We start from the raw sequence: 18,231 nt of genomic DNA on the forward strand, positions 1-18,231 counted from the left end.
AGCAGAATAGATGGGGTATAGGTATGGCAAGAAAAGAAGAATCTGTTTGGAATAGGCTTTCATCTGTGTATGACTTTTTCATGAAAAAGGACGAAGCAACTTATAAGGAAATCATTCAGCGGACGACACAGCTTTTGAAGCCGAAGGAGCATGTTCTGGAGATTGCTACTGGAACGGGTATCATTGCTCTTGGTTTATGTGAACATATTCTGAATATAGAGGCTATCGATTTTTCTACTGATATGATAGCAGTAGCGAGGAAAAAGGCTGCTCAGATGGGAGCGAACTCTCTAAAATTTGATGTGCAGGATGCATGCAAACTTACATATGATTCAGGTAGCTTTGATGCGGTTATGATTGCAAATGCGTTGCATGTTATGCCTAATCCAGATATGGTATTAATGGAAATCAAAAGGGTTCTAACACCAGAGGGAAGATTAATTGCACCAACTTTCGTTCATGCAGAAAGCTTAAAGGCAGAGGCTTTATCAAGGCTGATGAGGATCACGGGTTTTCGTGCCTATCATAAATGGACTGAACAGAGCTACCATAAATTTTTAAATGAGAATTCTTTTGAAATTGTAGAATCTAGAATTTTTCAAGCCTCCTTCCCTCTGAATTATGTTGTAGCAAAACCTATAAAAACAGATATTTTAGGATAATCATTTAGGCTGGCAGGTGCATATTAATCTGTCAGTTTTTTTTGTTTGTGCTTTAGATATTTGATATGTCAAAGGAAGACTGCAAGAAGTGACGTAAAAATAAAACAAATTATTAAATAAAATTATTTATTTTTGAAGTAAATCAATAAGATCTTTTTCGTTTAAAATATAAATCCTATTATTATTTATTTCAATTATATTGTCAGTACAAAGCTTTTTAAGTTCTCTGCATACGAAGTCGTAATCGGGTTATTCAAGGATTTTTAACTGAAGTCCTTGGTGTAGACAAGCAAGTATCCGAAAAAGATGCCTGCGAGATAGAGCATTTAATTAGTTGCCAAACCTTAGAAAAGCTTGAAGGATATTTGCTTGGAGAAAAGTGATTTAGTAAAAGATAAAATATATGTGTGGCATCGGCTGCCATTCGCTCATTGCTACTTATGATGTCCTTTGCGCTGATATAATATAGTTATTTATTCATGAAAAAATGTGAGAAATATTGATTTATCTAATTAGATACCATGGACTGATTATTTTCAACTTTTGGTGATAAACTTGTTCTGCTTGAATGCAGATCTTCTGTATGAAGGAATAAATGATAAGATTTATTAATAAGCTCAAAAAATGCAAAGATACCTTGACAATAGGAATGAAGAATGGTAAGCTTTCACTACCGACTATATAGTCGGTAGTGAAAGGGGGTATATTAAATGACAAGGGTGAGACTAGAGAAAGAAGAGAGAAAAAAGCAAATTAAAGAAGTGGCTTTAAAGCTCTTTATTGAAAAAGGACTGGTCAAAACCACAATGGACGATATTATAGAAAAAATGGGAATATCCAAAGGAGGAGTGTATTACCACTATAAAAATAAGGAGGAGATTTTTTCCGAATTGATTAAAGATTCGATGACATATAGAAAAAAGCTAGTTGTCGAATATGTTAGTAACAATAAAGGCATGAGTCGAGAAGAATTAATTATGAATATGCTTTTAGATAAAATATTAGATACAAATCCATATAAAACAATATACGCGATTTTTTTAACGGAATTACGCTCAAACAAGGAGTTAACTGAATTATATAATAGGATCTATAATGAATCCAAAGAAGAATTTATTCAGTTTTGCATCAATGAAAATTTACCAGAGTATATACCTCTTACCAATGCGGCGTGTGATTTTTTTATGAACTCCTTGATAGTGGGGAGCAATATACTTGGAAATAATGATGAAGCAGAGGTAAGAGACATGTTAAAGGTAATGCTTTTAGCCTATCTGAAGCATATGTCGATATTATAAAAGGGGGGACAAAAAGAATGAATAAAGAAAAAGAAATGATATTAAATGATAATCTATGGAAGGTTTGCTACAGATTATCATTACCAGCAATTATAGCAATGGTTTTATTTGGGCTTAATGTCATATTTGACGGTATTTTTGTTGGAAGATTAGTAGGAGAAACTGCTTTAGCAGGAATATCTGTTGTATATCCCCTAACACAAATATCCTTGGGATTAGGTTCTTTGGTGGGAGTTGGTGCAGGTTCATATCTAAGTATTTTAATTGGTGAAAATAATAAAAAGATTCAAAATAGGTTAATTGGAAATGTAAACCTTCTGATTCTTATTCTTACGATTATAATGATGATTTTTGGCTTTGTTTTTTTGAAACCTCTCTTAAATGTTATGGGTGCAACCGGAGAGGAATATGTTTTTGCTAGTAATTACTTTAAAATCACTTTGTTTGGAAGTGTATTCTGGATTGCTGGGATTGGTTACAATATGATTGTCAGAGCCGAGGGAAGAATGAAAACCGCTGCAATTATGATGGGTATCGGACTTCTTATTAATATCATAGCAAATTATTTATTTATGGTAATCTTTGACTTTGGCGTGGAAGGAGCTGCATGGGGAACTAATATTGGCATGTTTGTTTATGTGCTATTATTTACTATTTACAGTGTTCGCGGCAAGGCAAGCTTTGACGTGAATTTTTTCAGAATTTATTTTGATAAGGATATCATAAAGGAAATCATATCCCTTGGAATGCCTTCTTTTATTATGACAATTATGACGGTTATCCAGGGAATTATTATTATGAAAGCTTTAAAAACATATGGAACAACTGCAGACCTGGCGTTTTATGGCGTGGTATTTCGACTCTATAATTTGTTTTTAACACCAATTTACGGTCTGATGAGAGCATTACAGCCCGCAGTGGGGGTTAATTTTGGAGCAAAGCAATATGACAGAACTATTCGTGCATTTAAGATTTTTTCCTTTGCGGCACTCATTGTAATGCTTCCATTATGGCTGACATCAATGGTGTTTTCAGAAAATGTATTACAAATAATGTTGCCGTTTTCTACATTTAGTGGGGACCAAATATTGAATTTCAGAGTATTCATATCCATAGCACCATTGCTTTCAGTCGTACTTACTGCCATGACATTTTGGCCTGCAATCAAAAAGCCAAAACCAGCTATGTTAATCGGTATAGGAAGACAATTGTTTTTATACATACCGCTCATGATCATTCTTCCTATGTTCTTTGGAATAAGTTCCGTCTATATAGGATCATTCGTAATAGATTTTGTTCTAACATTTATCATAATATTAATGTTGAAAAAAGAATTTGGTCTATTAAGAAAAATGAATCGTACATAAAAAAACATATCGTGAAGAGCTGTTGCAAAAAAATGAATGAATGTTTATTTATGGAGTAATAGTTTTTTGTACGAATACAGATGAATGTAAATGGATAAAAATGTAATGAATGGATAAGGAACAATATGAAAAATAGTGAAAGAAAAAATTTTTTTGACTATAAATTAGGATAGGCTAACTGTTGGTAATTTTGATAGTGCAAATACACAGAATAAAGCCAGTAGAACAAGGAAATTCTTGTTCTGCTGGCTTATGCCATTTTTTCAAATTTGTGTCTTGAAATGCTGATCGACGTAGCAGCACATTCCATAGGCAGTTCAAAGTTCCCCCCAAGGAGTTTAGGATATTCTTCTGAACAAGTGTGATATTTAGTGATATAACAAACAATACTTGACAAGGATATGGAGTGTGATATAAATTAAGCGACAATAATTGAAGTGGCGATAAGAGTATGAAATAGAGGGTTTTGTTTTAGCGGCTAGTATGGGTGGAACGAAGTACAGACACGCTTCATGCTCTGTCGATTATGCTAATCTTTGCAAAATACTGTAGGAAATGTTATGATATTGAGTTAGATAATACTAACTACAAACTCTAAACTACATGAAGAAAGGTGTCTTTATAATGGACTTTGCATTGAACCAACTTGTTGAGTGTTTTACAACATCATCTTTCCACGTCCAAGGAGTATACCGTTATAAAGTTGTTGCCGGAAAACAAGGAAGGCAAAGCTCAGCTCCATTTCCAGGATTTATTTTCCCTATAGGCGGTAAAGCTCAGTTTGATTTTAACGGAACCTCCTATCTAACAGATGTTCAAAAAGTAATCCACGGCGGCGCAGAAATGAAATTGGATAAAAAAGTGATAGGAAGTACAGAACTGCAATACATATCTGTATTATATGACATAAAGCAGAAATCTACAGATGCTATTTTTCTGCCTGACGTACATTTTGAGCTAGAGAGCGGGCAGAGTCCGCGATTGAAGGGCTTGATAAATCGATTGTGGAAGGTTTCTCATATGCCGGGTGCTATATCGGCATTTCAGAAAGAAACACTATTTCGTTGTATCCTAGAAGAAATGTTTGTTTGTGCCGAAAATCAAGCAGTCAGCGGAGATAATAGTGTGTTTTCAAAAATAAGCTGCTATATACAGGACAATTATGCCGATGAAATGCCGATAAGTGAATTGGCTGAGCTATATGAAATGAATACGAATCAATTATATTATTTATTTTACAAATACGCCGGTATGGGGCCAGGTGATTATTTGATTGCATACCGACTCAACAGAGCCAAAGAGCTTTTGCTTACAACTGATTCTGCGATACATCAAATATCAAATGAAGTGGGATATGTGGATCCCTTGTATTTTAGCAGAATTTTTAAAAAACATTTTGGATTTCCACCCAGTGAGATGAGAAAGAAATTCAGGAATAATCCATAATATTTTCAAGATAAGCCTATTCCTTAATAATATTGTATTTGCTAAAATTGTGTTGGTTAGATAAAGCTAACCAACACAATTTTTTATTTAGGAGGGAAACAATTTGAAAAAGGTATTAGGATTAATTTTAGCCATGTCGCTTGCTTTAGCGCTGTTTAGCGGATGTGCCAATGCTTCTACACAGAAAACAACTTCGCAACCAGTTTCTGCTTCAACAGAAACTGAGGAAACTAAGGATACTGCTAAATGGCCAAGAACGATTACAGATGCAGCAGGACATGAGGTCTTTTTGGATAAGCAACCTGAACGGATTACGCTTCTACATTCCTACTATATGGAAGACTTCCTTGCGTTGGGTACGCCGCCAACATCGTGTGCGATTGGAAATTCATTAGGGCAGACGGAAGAACTTTCAAGCTCCGAGATGTTTGCACCTTATCTTAAAGGCGTAGAAATCATGGACCTTGGGAGTGCAAAAGAAATCAATCTCGAGGCGATTTTGGAGTCGGCTCCTGATGTTATCGTAACATTTGCTGCCCAAGGTGGTGTTGACGAGAACTACGATCAACTTGTACAGATAGCACCAGTGGTGTTGCTGGACTATACCGCAACATGGCAGAACCAGCTTTTAGGTTGTGCTGAGATTGTAGGCAAAGAGACCAAGGCACAGTACCTAATTGCAGAAATCGAGGAAAAAATCTCTGACGCTAAAAAAGTAGCACAGAAGTATCCGGACAGAACGTTTGTATTGTTTCGTACAGACAGTAAAGGTTTTATCACACGGGGCAATGCGGTATACTACGAGACTTTTGGCCTTACGAGGTCTGAAGGATATCCAGACACATATGAGACTATCTCACTTGAAGCTGTAACAGAAATGGATCCATACTACATAGTGTTTCAGCACAATTACGATGCAGCGACTACCTTTGTTGAAAGTATGAAAGACTCATCTGTGTGGCAGTCACTTGATGCGGTTAAAAATGGGAGAATATATTATTTTGATGAAAATATGAACACCTTTGGTCCACTTGCTATGAATCTTACCGCTGAAAAACTGATAGAAATTTATACCAAAGAATAATCATACCCAAAATAAAAGTGTTAGGGGCAACCGTAAATTTTAGCTGCGCCTAGCACTTGCTGATAGTCTATATGAAAGGAGATAATTGCTTGAATGAAATAAAATTGACGAAGGCAGTGCCGCAAAAAAGCAAATACACAAATACCAGAAAGATGTATGCTCTCGTCATTGTTGGATTGGTTTTATTACTTTTTCTTGCAGCGTTTTCTGTTACTCAGGGAGTTTCCGATACGCCAATTGTAACAATTCTGGATGCGCTGCTGAGCTTCGATCCAGAAAACAAACAGCATTTAATCATTATTGACCTCCGCCTACCTCGGGTAATTGCAAGTACCCTTGTTGGAGCTGCGCTTGCTGTTGCAGGGGCAGTCATGCAGGGGATTACCCGTAATCCTATGGCGGATTCCGGGCTTATGGGGCTTAATGCGGGTGCAGGACTTGCATTGTCTATATGTTTTGCATTTCTGCCGAAACTTACATATATAGAAATCGTTTTGTTTTGCTTTGCTGGAGCAGCTTTAAGTGCTGCTTTTGTAGGTGGGATTGGTTCTTCTAGGCGAGGTGGTAATGCTCCTATGCGTTTGGTTCTCGCAGGAGCGGCAGTTAGCGCATTGCTTACCGCGCTCAGTCAGGGAATTGCACTATGCTTTGATGTTTCACAAAATATAATGTTCTGGGTTGTGGGAGGAGTATCCGCATCAACGTGGAATCAGATAGCTGTTATGACGCCGTGTATAGTTGTAGCGCTGATAGGTGCAGTTTTGATTTCACCGAAAATAACACTCATGAGTCTTGGGGAGGAAGTGGCGAAAGGACTTGGGTTAAAAACCATATTGGTAAATATTATCTGCTCCATAATCATCGTTATTTTGGCTGGTGTATCGGTTTCGGTCGTGGGCGCTGTTAGTTTTATCGGATTAATCATCCCGCATATTGCACGTTTTATTGTGGGTGTGGACTATTGCGCGCTTATTCCGTCTTCAGCGGTTATGGGGAGTTTGTTGATGGTTGCGGCGGACTTGGGTGCTCGAAAGATAAATCCGCCCTCTGAAATGCCTATTGGTGCACTTATTTCACTGATAGGAGTGCCCTTTTTTTTGTATCTTGCCAGAAAACAAAGGAGAGCCGAATGATGACATTATTTGAGAAAAATGAAGCATACAAGAAGAGGCTTCACACCCGCAACATACTAATAGTTACGGTTTGCGCACTGTTTTTGGTGGTTTCTTTCTTTGTTAGCATGAGTACGGGGTACTCCAAACTATCTCCCATTGATACGCTTTATACAATTCTAGGGTATGGAACTGAGAAGCAGGAGCTTGTTTTATTTCAATTTCGTTTGCCTCGAATCGTGATTTCTATCTTGGTTGGAATGGGACTTTCTCTGTCTGGTTGCATCATACAAGGTGTTTCAAGAAACCCTCTGGCGGATCCGGGACTCCTTGGTATCAACGCTGGTTCAGGATTGCTTGTAATCCTTTGCGTGATATTTTTCGGAAGAGATACTTTCCTGTCAATATTCACTTTGCCGCTCTTTTCCTTAATAGGTGCAAGCGCCGCGGCAGTCATTGTTTATGTGCTTGCATATAAAAAGCGTGAAGGTCTTGCGCCGATACGACTAATTCTGACAGGTATAGCTGTCCAAGCGGGGATTTCCGCTTTCACCATGGTGTTGGTAGTGGGATTGGATGAAAAACAGTATAATTCTGTTGCCTCATGGCAAGCAGGGCAGTTTCTAGGGGCCAATTGGAAATTTGCAGGGGCGCTTTTCCCATGGCTTTGCCTGCTGATTCCATACGTTATGTTAAAGGCTAGATCACTGGATGTACTGAGTTTAGGCGACGAGGTGGCTTTTAGTCTTGGTGCATCTGTGGAAAAGGAGCGTCGCATCTTGCTTGCGGTATCAGTTGCGCTCGCTGCATGTTGTGTAGCAGTAGGAGGAAACATTGGGTTTGTAGGGCTTGTTGCACCACATCTGGCACGACGCCTTGTGGGGCCGAGACATCGTATTCTATTGCCTGTCTGTGCACTTGTGGGAGCGGTTGTAGTTACTGTGGCTGATACAATAGGGCGAACAGTTATTCAGCCTTCTTCAATACCTACTGGTGTTATGACGGCAATCATTGGTGCACCGTATTTTATATATCTGTTGGTGAGAAGCAAATAATGGAAGGAATGTGAATCATAATGAACAATTTGGAAGCCAAAAATCTATCGATAGGTTATAACGACTCAATTGTGGTCGATGATTTGGAACTGAATATACCACAGGGAAAAATTTCAGTCATAATTGGCCCCAACGGCTGTGGCAAGTCAACGGTTTTGAAAGCAATAGGGAGAATATTGAAGCCCAAAAACGGAGTTGTATATTTAAATGGACATGACATACGCAAGCTCTCTACTTTGGAAGTAGCACAGAAAATGGCCATTCTTCCACAATCGCCCCAAACTCCCCCTGGGTTAACGGTGGGAGAATTGGTATCCTATGGTCGTTTTCCCCACAAGCGTGGATTTGGAAAGCTTTCTTTGGAAGATAAAAATGCCATATCGTGGGCATTGGAAGTAACAAAGCTTACAGAGCTGGAAACGACAGAAGTTGATACTCTTTCCGGAGGGCAGCGCCAACGTGCTTGGATTGCAATGGCAATGGCACAAAAGACAGATATCATATTATTAGATGAACCTACAACTTATCTTGACATGTCTTACCAGCTTGAAATATTGGAACTGCTATATAGATTGAACCGGGAACGAGGGCATACCATTGTCATGGTTTTACATGATTTGAATCTTGCGGCACGGCACGCTGACTATATGATTGCAATCCGTAGCGGAAATATTATATGTACGGGTACTCCCGTGGAGGTTATGACTACCGAGGTGCTCAGAGAGGCATTTTGTATTGATGCTGAAATAATTATGGATTCAAGGACAGGTAGACCTATTTGCGTGTCTTATGATTTGGCTTAAAAAGGAGAATATAATGAGAAAAATAGCGATTTATGGGAAGGGCGGCATAGGGAAATCCACGACTGTATCCAATATGTCGGCTGCTATGGCGGCCATGGGATATGTTGTTATGCAAATTGGGTGTGATCCAAAGGCAGACTCTACCAGAAACCTGACTGGTGGAAACAGTATTCCCACTGTATTGGATACGCTTAGAATTAAAGGGGATGCATCCCTTGAGGATATTGTTGTTAAAAGCAGTACGGGCGTATATTGTGTAGAATCCGGAGGCCCGATTCCTGGTGTGGGTTGCGCTGGAAGAGGAATCATAACTGCCTTTGAAAAAATGAAAGAGTTGAATGCTTATGAGATATATAATCCTGACATAGTGATTTATGACGTTTTGGGGGATGTTGTATGTGGAGGCTTTGCTATGCCGATTCGAGGAGGATATGCCGATGATGTGTGCATTGTTACTTCGGGTGAGATGATGTCTCTGTATGCAGCTTCGAATATTGCGAATGCAGTAAAGTGTTTCGGGAAAAGAGGTTATGCTTCCCTGAAAGGATTAATCCTGAACGCAAAAAATATTGAAGATGAAAATAATCTTGTGAATAAAGCTGCTGCGGAACTTGGGACAAAGGTTGTATACCGTATTCCGCGAGATCCGGTTGTACAACAGGCTGAGGCACAAGGAAAAACAGTCGTAGAGGCTTTTTCGGATTCTCAAATGGCTTCACATTACAAACGGCTGGCTAAATTATTATTGGAGGTGGAAGCATGAAAAGCTCATTGCTCCGATTAAAATGTTTGTCTGAAATCAAGAGCGGTGAAGGGATTCCCTTCCTCACACCGGATGTATCACCGGGGACGCATTGCCCCATGCGTATGGCTTCTGTAATTGTCGAGGATATTGAAGGGCTTTCCTCTCTTCTTGTTGGAATGCCGGAATGCACCACCCATTCCAGACTGTTCAGCCCTTACCCAGAGGGTGAGAAAGGCGAGCTTCACTGGCTTTATGTTCTGGATTCACGTGAGGTTGTGTTTGGATGCAGAGATGGCGTAATGGAGGCTCTGAAAAAAATGGAGAAAGCAGGGGCTCGCTCTATTCTGCTTATTGCTACATGTATTCCTGACTTGATAGGAGAGGATTTTGAAGGGGTTATACAGGAAATACAGTCGGAGCTATCTATCCGTGTTGCGTTCGTGATGCTGGGACAATTTAAAAATGTCAGCTATCCCGCTGGATCATGGAAAACCATGGAGGCTCTGGTGGCCCTTATGCAGCGACAAATCACAGTATCTAATGGTGTCAACATTTTGGGACGTTCTCCCAAGGAGGAGCACACGCCCTTGCCGTCTTTGTTTCCTTTTTTAGAAAGAAATGGTCTGAAGCTGAGATATTTAGCGCCAGGTGCTTCATTGGATGATTTTTGTGTGGCGCCAGATGCAGTATTAAATATTGTTGTGTCTCCCTATACACAGCCACTGGCTATAAAAATGCAAAAAGAATTTGGGGTGCCGTTTATTTCTTTACATAACTGCTATTCCGTGGAGGAGATAGACAAAGCCTATGAGGAGATAGCAAAACAGTTCAATCTTTCCTGCAAAGGTGTATTTGATGAGGAACGTAAAGAAGCCCTTGTTTTGGAAAAGCAGGCGGCAAATATATGTCATGGACTTAAATATGTATTGTCTCTCCGGGTTGATCTTCCGCTTCCGCTAACCCAGTACTTTATCACAAAGCTAGGAATGAAGCCTTTGCTCTTACATATGGAAGAGTACTATCCAGAAGATAAGAATTATGCCAAGTCAATCCGAAAAAGCGGCTATGATCCCCTTGTGTGTAGAGTTGTAAATGAATATACGGCTTTGCAGATTTTACAAGAGCTTAGCCCTGATTTAGGTATCGGCTATCTTCCAAATACAAATGATACGTTTCCGTGGGTAACAGACATGTTCGATTTTTATGGACAGGTAGGCTACGGGCGGTCAAATGCTGTTTTGAAACGACTATTATGTGCGGTAAATAAATCAAGCCATTTTTCAAAAGGGGGTACATATGGGACTTCATCGATTTAAACCCGTTCCATCAGGACGCATGGGTGTTTTATGGACACTGTCCACGATCCGTAATGCGGCAATTATTGAATTTGGCTGTATGGGTCATATGCTCTACACTGGGGTAGCATTAAAACGGGCAGGGGTATATAACGCCTGTAAACTGTACTCTACCCATATCAATGAAACAGACATTGCGTTGGGCGATACGTCAAGATTGGAAAAAGTCATAGAAGACGTCATTGAGCGTGAACGTGTTCGGGTAATCTTTTTGACGCCTTCCTCTATTCCAGAGGTTATTGGAATAGATATTTCTGCCATCTGTGAGGGGTTGCAAGCACAATATCCTGATACTTGTTTCGTTCCCTTTGGTTGCGGCGGCTTTGATAGAACGCAGCATCAAGGGGTACAGGAGGCTCTTACATTCTTGGTTAAAACGTTGCCAAAGGATATGGGAAGGACACAGCTTCCAACCTTCAATCTGATTGGTTCTTGCGCCGATTTGTTCCGTTTTCAAGCTGATGCAGATGAAATAATTCGTATTATGAAGGGGGCTTTCAACATGGACCCGCTGTGTATTCTGTCATCAGACGTATCTGTTGAGGGAATTGAACGCATGGGCGGAGCCCATATAAATCTCATTGTTCGTCAAGAGGGGAAAGATGCCGGTAGAGAAATGGAAAAGCGCTTTGGCACACCGTATCTGATGGGTCGTCCCTATGGCATAGAAGGTACGGCAAATTGGCTTATGAAGATAGCGCAGCTTCTTGATATGGAGATTAACAGCGAATTTTTAATAGATGAAAAGGAGGCTTCGCTTGGACGAATAGAGGAGGTTATGCCAAATTTTAGGCGCATTGTTCGTTCCTTTCCAGAATCAGCAACGCTGTCACTAGGTGGTCATGCCGATGTTGTAAAGGGTATTCTATCATACGGATGCGATGAGTTATCATTTACTAAGGGGATTTGCTGGTGTGACTGCCAGGATATGGAAGACGAAGATATCCCATATTTATCAGAAGACGATTGGAGCAAAGCTGTTTTTAGTCACGACAAAGGCTGGCTTATGGCCAGCGGAGAGGCATTGGAGTGGAGTGGAAAAAACACAAATATGCAAATTTCGAACCCTGACACAAAGTGGAGGATTTACCCTTACGAACCTCCTTTTGTTGGCTTTCGTGGAGCTGTACATTTGGCAAATTTGTGGATTAATTCAAATGATCCTGATTAAGTTGTTACAAAGGAATTGGCATAAACAGATAGTTTCAATGTTGTTGATTATTTGTTTGAAATACAAAGTTATAAAATATGCGATTTTAAAGGAGGCGAAAAAGGATTTCTCCAGATAACCACTACTATTAAAATGGAGTCTAATTGAATATGATTGTTCAGCTTAGTGTTGATTTTAGAAAAGCACAAACATATGCTTAACGGACTGAATTAGTCAACAGTAATGAAGTTTCTTAAAAGTTGAATTATGCGAGAAAGAAAATACAGACTGATTTTAGAGAATTTAGCCAGTCTTTAAGATTAACGGAAAAGCCAGCAGGACAAGCGAATTCTTGTTTTGCTGGCTTTATTCCGTTTTTTCTGATTTTGTTTCTAACAATGCTGATCGGCGTAGTAGCTCATCCGTTACTTTAATTTTACTGGGTCACAAAAATACTTCCCTAATTTGTTTTAGAAATTTTTTCATGTCCTCTGAGTTTTTTCCGATATCAATAGCAACTTGTTTTTCAAAGGGGTTTTGATTTTTGTAATCATAGTCTGCCAGTTTTTTAAGAGTTTGGTGGAGTGCTTTTATTTCTTTCTTTGAAAAATTCTTAAAAAGTTCAAGAAAATATTTGTTGGAATTGATTGTGTTTTTTTGCATTACCGATAGGCCTTTATTGGTAATTTCGATATTAACATTCCTTTTATCAATTTGACCATACTTACGAGAGAGGTAACCTGATTTGACCATGTAATTTACAAGGCGGTTTATATTCTGCTTACTAGTACCAAGGGCACTGGCAATGTTTACGATGGTCGTTTCTTGTGGATTTAGGTGTGTTATCGCAATAAGTAACATTAATTGTCTTAAAGTAAGGTCTTCCAAGCGTGAATCTGCTTCTGCTTGTATTTTATTTAAGGCTATAAACAGAAGGCTATATGATTGGTGCATATCATTTAATACATCAAGTTCTTCTTTATAATTTTCCATATACATTTTTCTTCTCCAAAGTTGATTTCACTCCCGTATGGCAAATGGTTTTGATATAAAACATTATAGCATGAAAAACTAAACAAGTAAACATGTTGACAAATTAGGATTGCCAGTGATATAGTAAACATGTTTACCATATCACTTCGATTAAAAGTCACTTAGGTTTTATGTAATGTCCCAAATGATAGAGGATATAGGAATAGAATTGAAACAACATGTCAGGTAAATGATATGCAATTTGTCTTGCACATATGGAAAGGAACGAGGAATATGAAAATTTTAGTATTTGGTGCAGGAATTATTGGATGTGAACTAGCACACGAATTATGCAGAGGTAAGAATGACGTAACAATTTTAGCAAGAGGGAGCTGGAAAGAGAGTATTGATAAAAATGGTCTGATAATTCGCCATTATGGTCAATTAAGTACCACCATTGATCATGTAAAAACAATTGATAAGCTGCAGCCAAATGACAAGTTCGATTTGATCTTTGTGGTGGTGCAGTACAATCAAGTATTGGAAATAATTCCCCAACTTTCTGAAAATATAAGTCGCCATATTATATTGGTAGGAAATAATATGAATCCTTCATATTGTCAGGCACAGATTGTTAATCAGTCTTTTACAGAAAAAGAAGTTGCATTTGGATTTCAAGGGACTGGTGGACGGAGAGAAAAAGATAAAATTATTAGCATGCATTTTAAAGTATCGATGATTATAGGTGGCTTAACCGAAAATTTATCTCTAGGATTTCATAACAATATTATGATGGCGTTTGAAAAAACGGGATATCGTTTGACATTCGAACAAAATATGGAGGGGTGGCTTTTATCTCATGCTGCACATATTTTGCCAACCGCTTATATTTGCTATATTCTGGATTGCAACTTGAAAATTGCAAATAAAGAACAAATCAGTCTTGCAATGGATGCAATAGTCGAAGCGCATAAAGTTTTGAAGAAGCTTGGCTATCCGATTCGCCCTGATGGAGAAGAAGAATCTTATACAAAAAATCGTAAAAATAAGCAGAAGGCATTATATTTATTGATAAAAACTCCGGCGGGTAAGTTTGTTATTAGTAATCATTGTGCGAATGCGGTTGACGAAATGAAGGCTTTAGATGAAAAATTTCAAGAATTAAATGAAAAGGCATGTATACCTATGCCTGCATGGAGTAAACTTCGTGAAGAAGCTATGAATGTACTTAAGAGAAGTGGAAGGCAATAGTTTAAATATGGAAGAATAGGCTATAAGGATCTATTACATAAAAAAGTTTAATTGTTTTCAGATATGCCAAAGGGTAGCTTCCAAAATTTCAATTTCAGATAGGAAAATCCAAAGACGTCAGGATAAAAAATCTTGATGTCTTTGTTTTCATAACCCCCAAAACAACTTAATAAATCTGCCATCGGGAAAAACAACCATGAGGTTATGTTCTTCGTTACTGAAAAACATAACCTCTTTTTTGTTGCCCGATTTGCAGAAAAAGAAAGGACTGAATAAAGTGATTACAAGATTTATGAGAGATACACCTCTCGCTGCTATAGAAATAGAAATGCAACTGTTTTTCGGCTTTACACCTCGTGTTTGCGGAACATTCCGAAGCCAGCAAAGATATGTGAATCCAAACCCAATTCGGTATCATCGGAGCTTGAAGCAACAGTAAAGGATACAAAAGGTAGCTGTTCAAAGAAGCACCGTCTGTGTTGCGCTGCGCACACGCTCATAACTTTTTCATCCCATAAGGTGCTCCATATCAGCCCTGACAAATGCTGTTTCACACTTCTTTTTCGTGCTAAGAAGAGCGTCTCTTCGAATCAGAATTTTTTTACAAATGTTTCTTGACAAATACAATAAAACAGAATAACATAATAGGAATATTATGAAAGCAGTACCATGCAGGTTTGCAAGGGTGTTGCCAAACGAAACATTACGGCGAAAATAACGGCTAATTGCAAGCTTCCAAAGCAAGAAGCCTTTCTTTGTTTACATTGTGGAAAAGCCGTGGGATGAATTATGAAAGTATAAAACAACAGTGGGAATTGAGCTGCTTTCATCTCCGCAATATTAAGCCAACCTCCATGCCTTGACAGGCCTCATAAAGGGAAGCAAGGGAGTGCGTGTTCAGGTTATCCATAACACTGTTTTAACTGCAACAAGCTTCGGTAAAAAACAAGATTTGTTAAGGATAATAGGGACAGGAGGGACAATATGAATTTTGAAGATTTGGACAGACTCAGAAAAGAAAATCCATTTGAACAGGTTGGGAAACTGATTTATGAATGTTTGAAACAGGAAATCTTAGAAGTGAAGCTGAAACCGAATACAAAACTGAACGAAAGTAAAATTGCGTCCGAACTTGGTGTTTCACGTTCTCCCATTAAACATGCCATCGATGCATTAACTGCCGATGGGCTGTTGATTAAAGAAAGGAATAAAATTTCCATGGTTGCGCCGTTTAGTACGGATGATTGCTTGAAAATCTGCGATGCGAGAGTCTGCGTTGAGGGAGAGGCTGCATTCTATGCGGCCAGGTATATAACAAAAAAACAGCTTGATAACTTACATAAGCTTCAAAAAAGATATATGGAATCCCTTGTGAGTAATGATCCTATAGAAGCGGCAAAGGTTGATTACCAGTTTCATACGGAAATTGTTAACAGCTCAAGGAACAAATACCTTATAAAAATGTATGAGGATATTGGTATCTATACTTTGAGGAATAGGTGCTATTTGCAGTATTTAATAGGTTCAGAAAAATCAAGGGCGGAATTACAGAATCGTGAAAAATGTCACGATACAATTATTTTTGCTATAGAACATGGATTGTCTGATACCGCTCGAAAAGTGATTAGCCTTGATATCCAAGGAATGCTGGAAATGTATTTTCTGCGATAATAAATATTTTTACTAATTTTTTCGGATTTTTTATATATTGATAGAAAAAACAACTATTTACCTGAGTATTGCATTGTACAAAATGCAATACTCAGGTTTTTTTTAGATATTGGAAATGAAAACTGTACAAATTATTGTTTTTGGCGAAAAATGATCAAGTTATGACACTTTCATTGTAGCGGATTATAATAAAATAGTAATAGTACCAACAAAGGAGGTTGTAAAATGGTAAAGTATGCAAACAGAATGAATTTACAGAATGGGTCGGAAATTAGAGATATGCTGAAAGTATTGTCTCAACCTGAAGTGCTGTCTTTTGCCGGTGGTATGCCTGCAAAGGAAATGTTTCCCGTTGAAAAGATGATGGAAGCTGCAATGAAGGTTATGAAAGAGAACGGCGCGGATGCTATGCAGTATTCTTCAACCGAAGGTTTCCTGGAGCTCAGAGAGCAGATTGCTGACAGAATGGTCAAAAAACAAGGGGTTAAGACGGACGCAGATCATATTTTGATAACCCCTGGTTCTCAGATGGGGTTGGACTTTTCCGCCAAGATTTTTTTGGATAAGGATGATGTAGTATTGCTTGAAAGTCCGTCTTACTTAGGAGCGATTAATGCATTCAAGACCTGTGAACCGAGATTCATTGAAATTCCTACTGAGGAAGACGGAATGATTATGTCGGAGCTTGAAAAAATTTTGGATAAGGAAAAGAATATAAAATTTATTTACGTTATTCCTGATTTTCAGAATCCCACAGGAAGAGAGTGGAGTTTACAGAAGCGTAAGGAGTTTATTGATATCATAAACAAGTATGAAGTACCTGTGATAGAGGACAATCCTTATGGAGAATTAAGATTTGAAGGGGAGTCGATGCCTACATTAAAGTCATTTGATACCAAGGGACTCGTAGTATACCTTGGAACATTTTCAAAGATACTTGCTCCCGGATACCGTCTTGCATGGGTTTGTGCTTCAACGGAAATATTGGAGAAATACAATCTTATGGAACAGGCCGCATGCCTGCAGTCCTCTACGATTTCTCAAATGGAGACTGCCAGATACATCAGAGATAATGATCTGGATGCACATGTTGCTGAGATTATTGAGGTATACAGAAAGAGAAGAAACGAAATGATGGCGGCTCTAGATGAGTATTTACCGAAAGAATGTAAATTCACCCGTTCAAGAGGCGGGCTCTTCACATGGGTGGTTCTTCCGGAGTATATGGATGCTAAAGAATTACAGAAAAAGTGTCTGGAAAGAAAAGTTGCCTTTGTTCCTGGTTCAGGCTTTTATCCCAATGGCAACGTAAAAAATACTCTCCGCTTGAACTATTCAACCACAGCCAAGGAAGATATCCACAGAGGTATGAAGATTCTCGGTGAAGAAATTAAAAAAATGTTGAAATAGGTTTATCTATGCAGCATGGTGCAAGGGATTCCGCCAGTTGAGCATTCAATGTGAAGTGAACAGCAATGTATCCAAAATAGAAGGAAAAATGAAAAAATTAAATGAATTGCATTTATTTTTTGCATAGAATTGGGTTTTGAGTTAAAAATGCACAAGTTATGACACAATCCTTAGTAAGCATTATAATTTTAATATATAGAATCATATTTGATTAACCAAAAGGAGAGAAGAATGATGAGTTTAAAATTTGATGAACAGTTGTCACGTTTACAGAAACCGAATAGAAGTGAAATGACAGATGAGGAATTTGCGGTATTTGAAAAGAATGTTGATACAATGACGGAAAACTGGGGGTTTATCAATAACCTATTTAAGGTGTTGCCTCTCAATGCATCCCAATATATGGGCTTCCTTAATTTCAAAGGCTCATTATTTAACGATAAATGTTATTTGAGTGATGCCGATAAGGAAATGATGGGTCTTGTGGTTTCCTCAACGAACGGATGCATGTATTGCCTGACGTCACACGGAGATTACCTAAGAGGTATGACAGGTGACCCGGCATGGGTGGATCAGCTAACATATAACTATAGAGCGGCTAAATTGACGAAAAAGCAGAGAGCATTATGCGATTATGCATATTTTGTTACAGCATACCCACGAGAAATTGATGCAAAACAGGTTGAGGATCTCAGAGAAGCGGGATTTAACGATCACGAGATACTTGAAGCAGCTTATATTGCCGGTTTCTTCAATTATACGAACCGCTGGGTTAGTACAGTTGAGCCGGTGGCAAATCAGGGGCATTACTATCATAACAGAGAGAAAAAGTAGTATCGAAGGAGCGAAT

Annotated in this window: 18 protein-coding genes; 17 read left to right on the plus strand and 1 reads right to left on the minus strand. The window is 38.5% G+C overall.

Annotation, left to right across the window (positions count from 1 at the left end; all coding sequences use genetic code 11):
* Nucleotides 1-23: 23 nt before the first annotated feature.
* The 12 genes from CLNEO_RS12110 (at nt 24) to CLNEO_RS12160 (ending at nt 12,098) form a co-directional block, all read left to right on the plus strand.
* A complete protein-coding gene (locus tag CLNEO_RS12110) occupies nt 24-662 on the plus strand; it encodes a class I SAM-dependent methyltransferase (RefSeq protein ID WP_066089398.1) in 639 nt (212 codons plus the stop codon).
* Between the two features lie 230 nt (nt 663-892).
* Nucleotides 893-1,045: an iron dependent repressor, metal binding and dimerization domain protein gene (locus CLNEO_RS16775; RefSeq protein WP_083532003.1), complete on the plus strand. Its 153-nt coding sequence runs from the start codon at nt 893-895 to the stop codon at nt 1,043-1,045.
* Between the two features lie 327 nt (nt 1,046-1,372).
* Nucleotides 1,373-1,960, plus strand: a complete 588-nt coding sequence (locus CLNEO_RS12115; protein ID WP_066089401.1) for a TetR/AcrR family transcriptional regulator — start codon at nt 1,373-1,375, stop codon at nt 1,958-1,960.
* Between the two features lie 17 nt (nt 1,961-1,977).
* Nucleotides 1,978-3,327, plus strand: a complete 1,350-nt coding sequence (locus CLNEO_RS12120) for an MATE family efflux transporter (protein ID WP_066089404.1) — start codon at nt 1,978-1,980, stop codon at nt 3,325-3,327.
* 624 nt (nt 3,328-3,951) lie between these two features.
* Nucleotides 3,952-4,773, plus strand: a complete 822-nt coding sequence (locus CLNEO_RS12125) for a helix-turn-helix domain-containing protein (RefSeq protein WP_066089407.1) — start codon at nt 3,952-3,954, stop codon at nt 4,771-4,773.
* A 103-nt stretch (nt 4,774-4,876) separates the two neighbouring features.
* Nucleotides 4,877-5,857, plus strand: a complete 981-nt coding sequence (locus CLNEO_RS12130) for an ABC transporter substrate-binding protein (protein WP_066089410.1) — start codon at nt 4,877-4,879, stop codon at nt 5,855-5,857.
* A gap of 89 nt (nt 5,858-5,946) precedes the next feature.
* Nucleotides 5,947-6,990 (plus strand): FecCD family ABC transporter permease, encoded by a 1,044-nt coding sequence (locus CLNEO_RS12135; RefSeq protein ID WP_330382598.1) that lies wholly within the window; start codon nt 5,947-5,949, stop codon nt 6,988-6,990.
* Nucleotides 6,987-8,024 carry a FecCD family ABC transporter permease gene (locus CLNEO_RS12140; RefSeq protein ID WP_066089413.1) on the plus strand — a complete coding sequence of 346 codons (1,038 nt, stop codon included), beginning with the start codon at nt 6,987-6,989 and terminating at the stop codon, nt 8,022-8,024. Before CLNEO_RS12135 ends, CLNEO_RS12140 begins: the two co-directional genes overlap by 4 nt.
* 20 nt (nt 8,025-8,044) lie before the next feature.
* Entirely contained in the window at nt 8,045-8,827 is a 783-nt protein-coding gene (locus CLNEO_RS12145) for an ABC transporter ATP-binding protein (protein ID WP_066089416.1), read from the plus strand.
* A gap of 13 nt (nt 8,828-8,840) precedes the next feature.
* Entirely contained in the window at nt 8,841-9,590 is a 750-nt protein-coding gene (locus CLNEO_RS12150; protein ID WP_066089419.1) for a nucleotide-binding protein, read from the plus strand.
* Nucleotides 9,587-10,888, plus strand: a complete 1,302-nt coding sequence (locus CLNEO_RS12155; RefSeq protein ID WP_066089422.1) for a nitrogenase component 1 — start codon at nt 9,587-9,589, stop codon at nt 10,886-10,888. The genes CLNEO_RS12150 and CLNEO_RS12155 overlap by 4 nt, the downstream gene beginning before the upstream one ends.
* Nucleotides 10,869-12,098 carry a nitrogenase component 1 gene (locus CLNEO_RS12160; RefSeq protein ID WP_066089425.1) on the plus strand — a complete coding sequence of 410 codons (1,230 nt, stop codon included), beginning with the start codon at nt 10,869-10,871 and terminating at the stop codon, nt 12,096-12,098. The genes CLNEO_RS12155 and CLNEO_RS12160 overlap by 20 nt, the downstream gene beginning before the upstream one ends.
* A 423-nt stretch (nt 12,099-12,521) precedes the next feature.
* Here CLNEO_RS12160 and CLNEO_RS12165 read toward each other — a convergent pair whose 3' ends face one another.
* Entirely contained in the window at nt 12,522-13,076 is a 555-nt protein-coding gene (locus tag CLNEO_RS12165) for a MarR family winged helix-turn-helix transcriptional regulator (RefSeq protein ID WP_083532000.1), read from the minus strand.
* A 267-nt stretch (nt 13,077-13,343) separates the two neighbouring features.
* On the opposite strand from CLNEO_RS12165, the gene CLNEO_RS12170 reads away from it, so the two are divergent.
* The 5 genes from CLNEO_RS12170 to CLNEO_RS12185 all read left to right on the plus strand — a co-directional run bounded on the left by CLNEO_RS12170 (nt 13,344) and on the right by CLNEO_RS12185 (nt 18,215).
* The gene (locus CLNEO_RS12170; protein ID WP_066089428.1) at nt 13,344-14,300 is read left to right on the plus strand and encodes a ketopantoate reductase family protein; all 957 of its coding nucleotides are present in this window, start codon (nt 13,344-13,346) and stop codon (nt 14,298-14,300) included.
* A 196-nt stretch (nt 14,301-14,496) separates the two neighbouring features.
* Nucleotides 14,497-14,739, plus strand: coding sequence for a hypothetical protein (locus CLNEO_RS15585; RefSeq protein ID WP_096348810.1), 243 nt, complete (start codon nt 14,497-14,499; stop codon nt 14,737-14,739).
* 545 nt (nt 14,740-15,284) lie between these two features.
* Nucleotides 15,285-15,971: a GntR family transcriptional regulator gene (locus CLNEO_RS12175; RefSeq protein WP_066089431.1), complete on the plus strand. Its 687-nt coding sequence runs from the start codon at nt 15,285-15,287 to the stop codon at nt 15,969-15,971.
* 225 nt (nt 15,972-16,196) lie between these two features.
* Complete coding sequence (locus CLNEO_RS12180) at nt 16,197-17,381, plus strand: aminotransferase-like domain-containing protein (protein WP_066089434.1); 1,185 nt, start codon at nt 16,197-16,199, stop codon at nt 17,379-17,381.
* 231 nt (nt 17,382-17,612) lie between these two features.
* Nucleotides 17,613-18,215 carry a peroxidase-related enzyme gene (locus tag CLNEO_RS12185; protein ID WP_201032929.1) on the plus strand — a complete coding sequence of 201 codons (603 nt, stop codon included), beginning with the start codon at nt 17,613-17,615 and terminating at the stop codon, nt 18,213-18,215.
* Nucleotides 18,216-18,231: the final 16 nt, after the last annotated feature.

The organism is Anaerotignum neopropionicum (assembly GCF_001571775.1).
Taxonomy (GTDB): Bacteria; Bacillota; Clostridia; order Lachnospirales; family Anaerotignaceae; genus Chakrabartyella; species Chakrabartyella neopropionicum.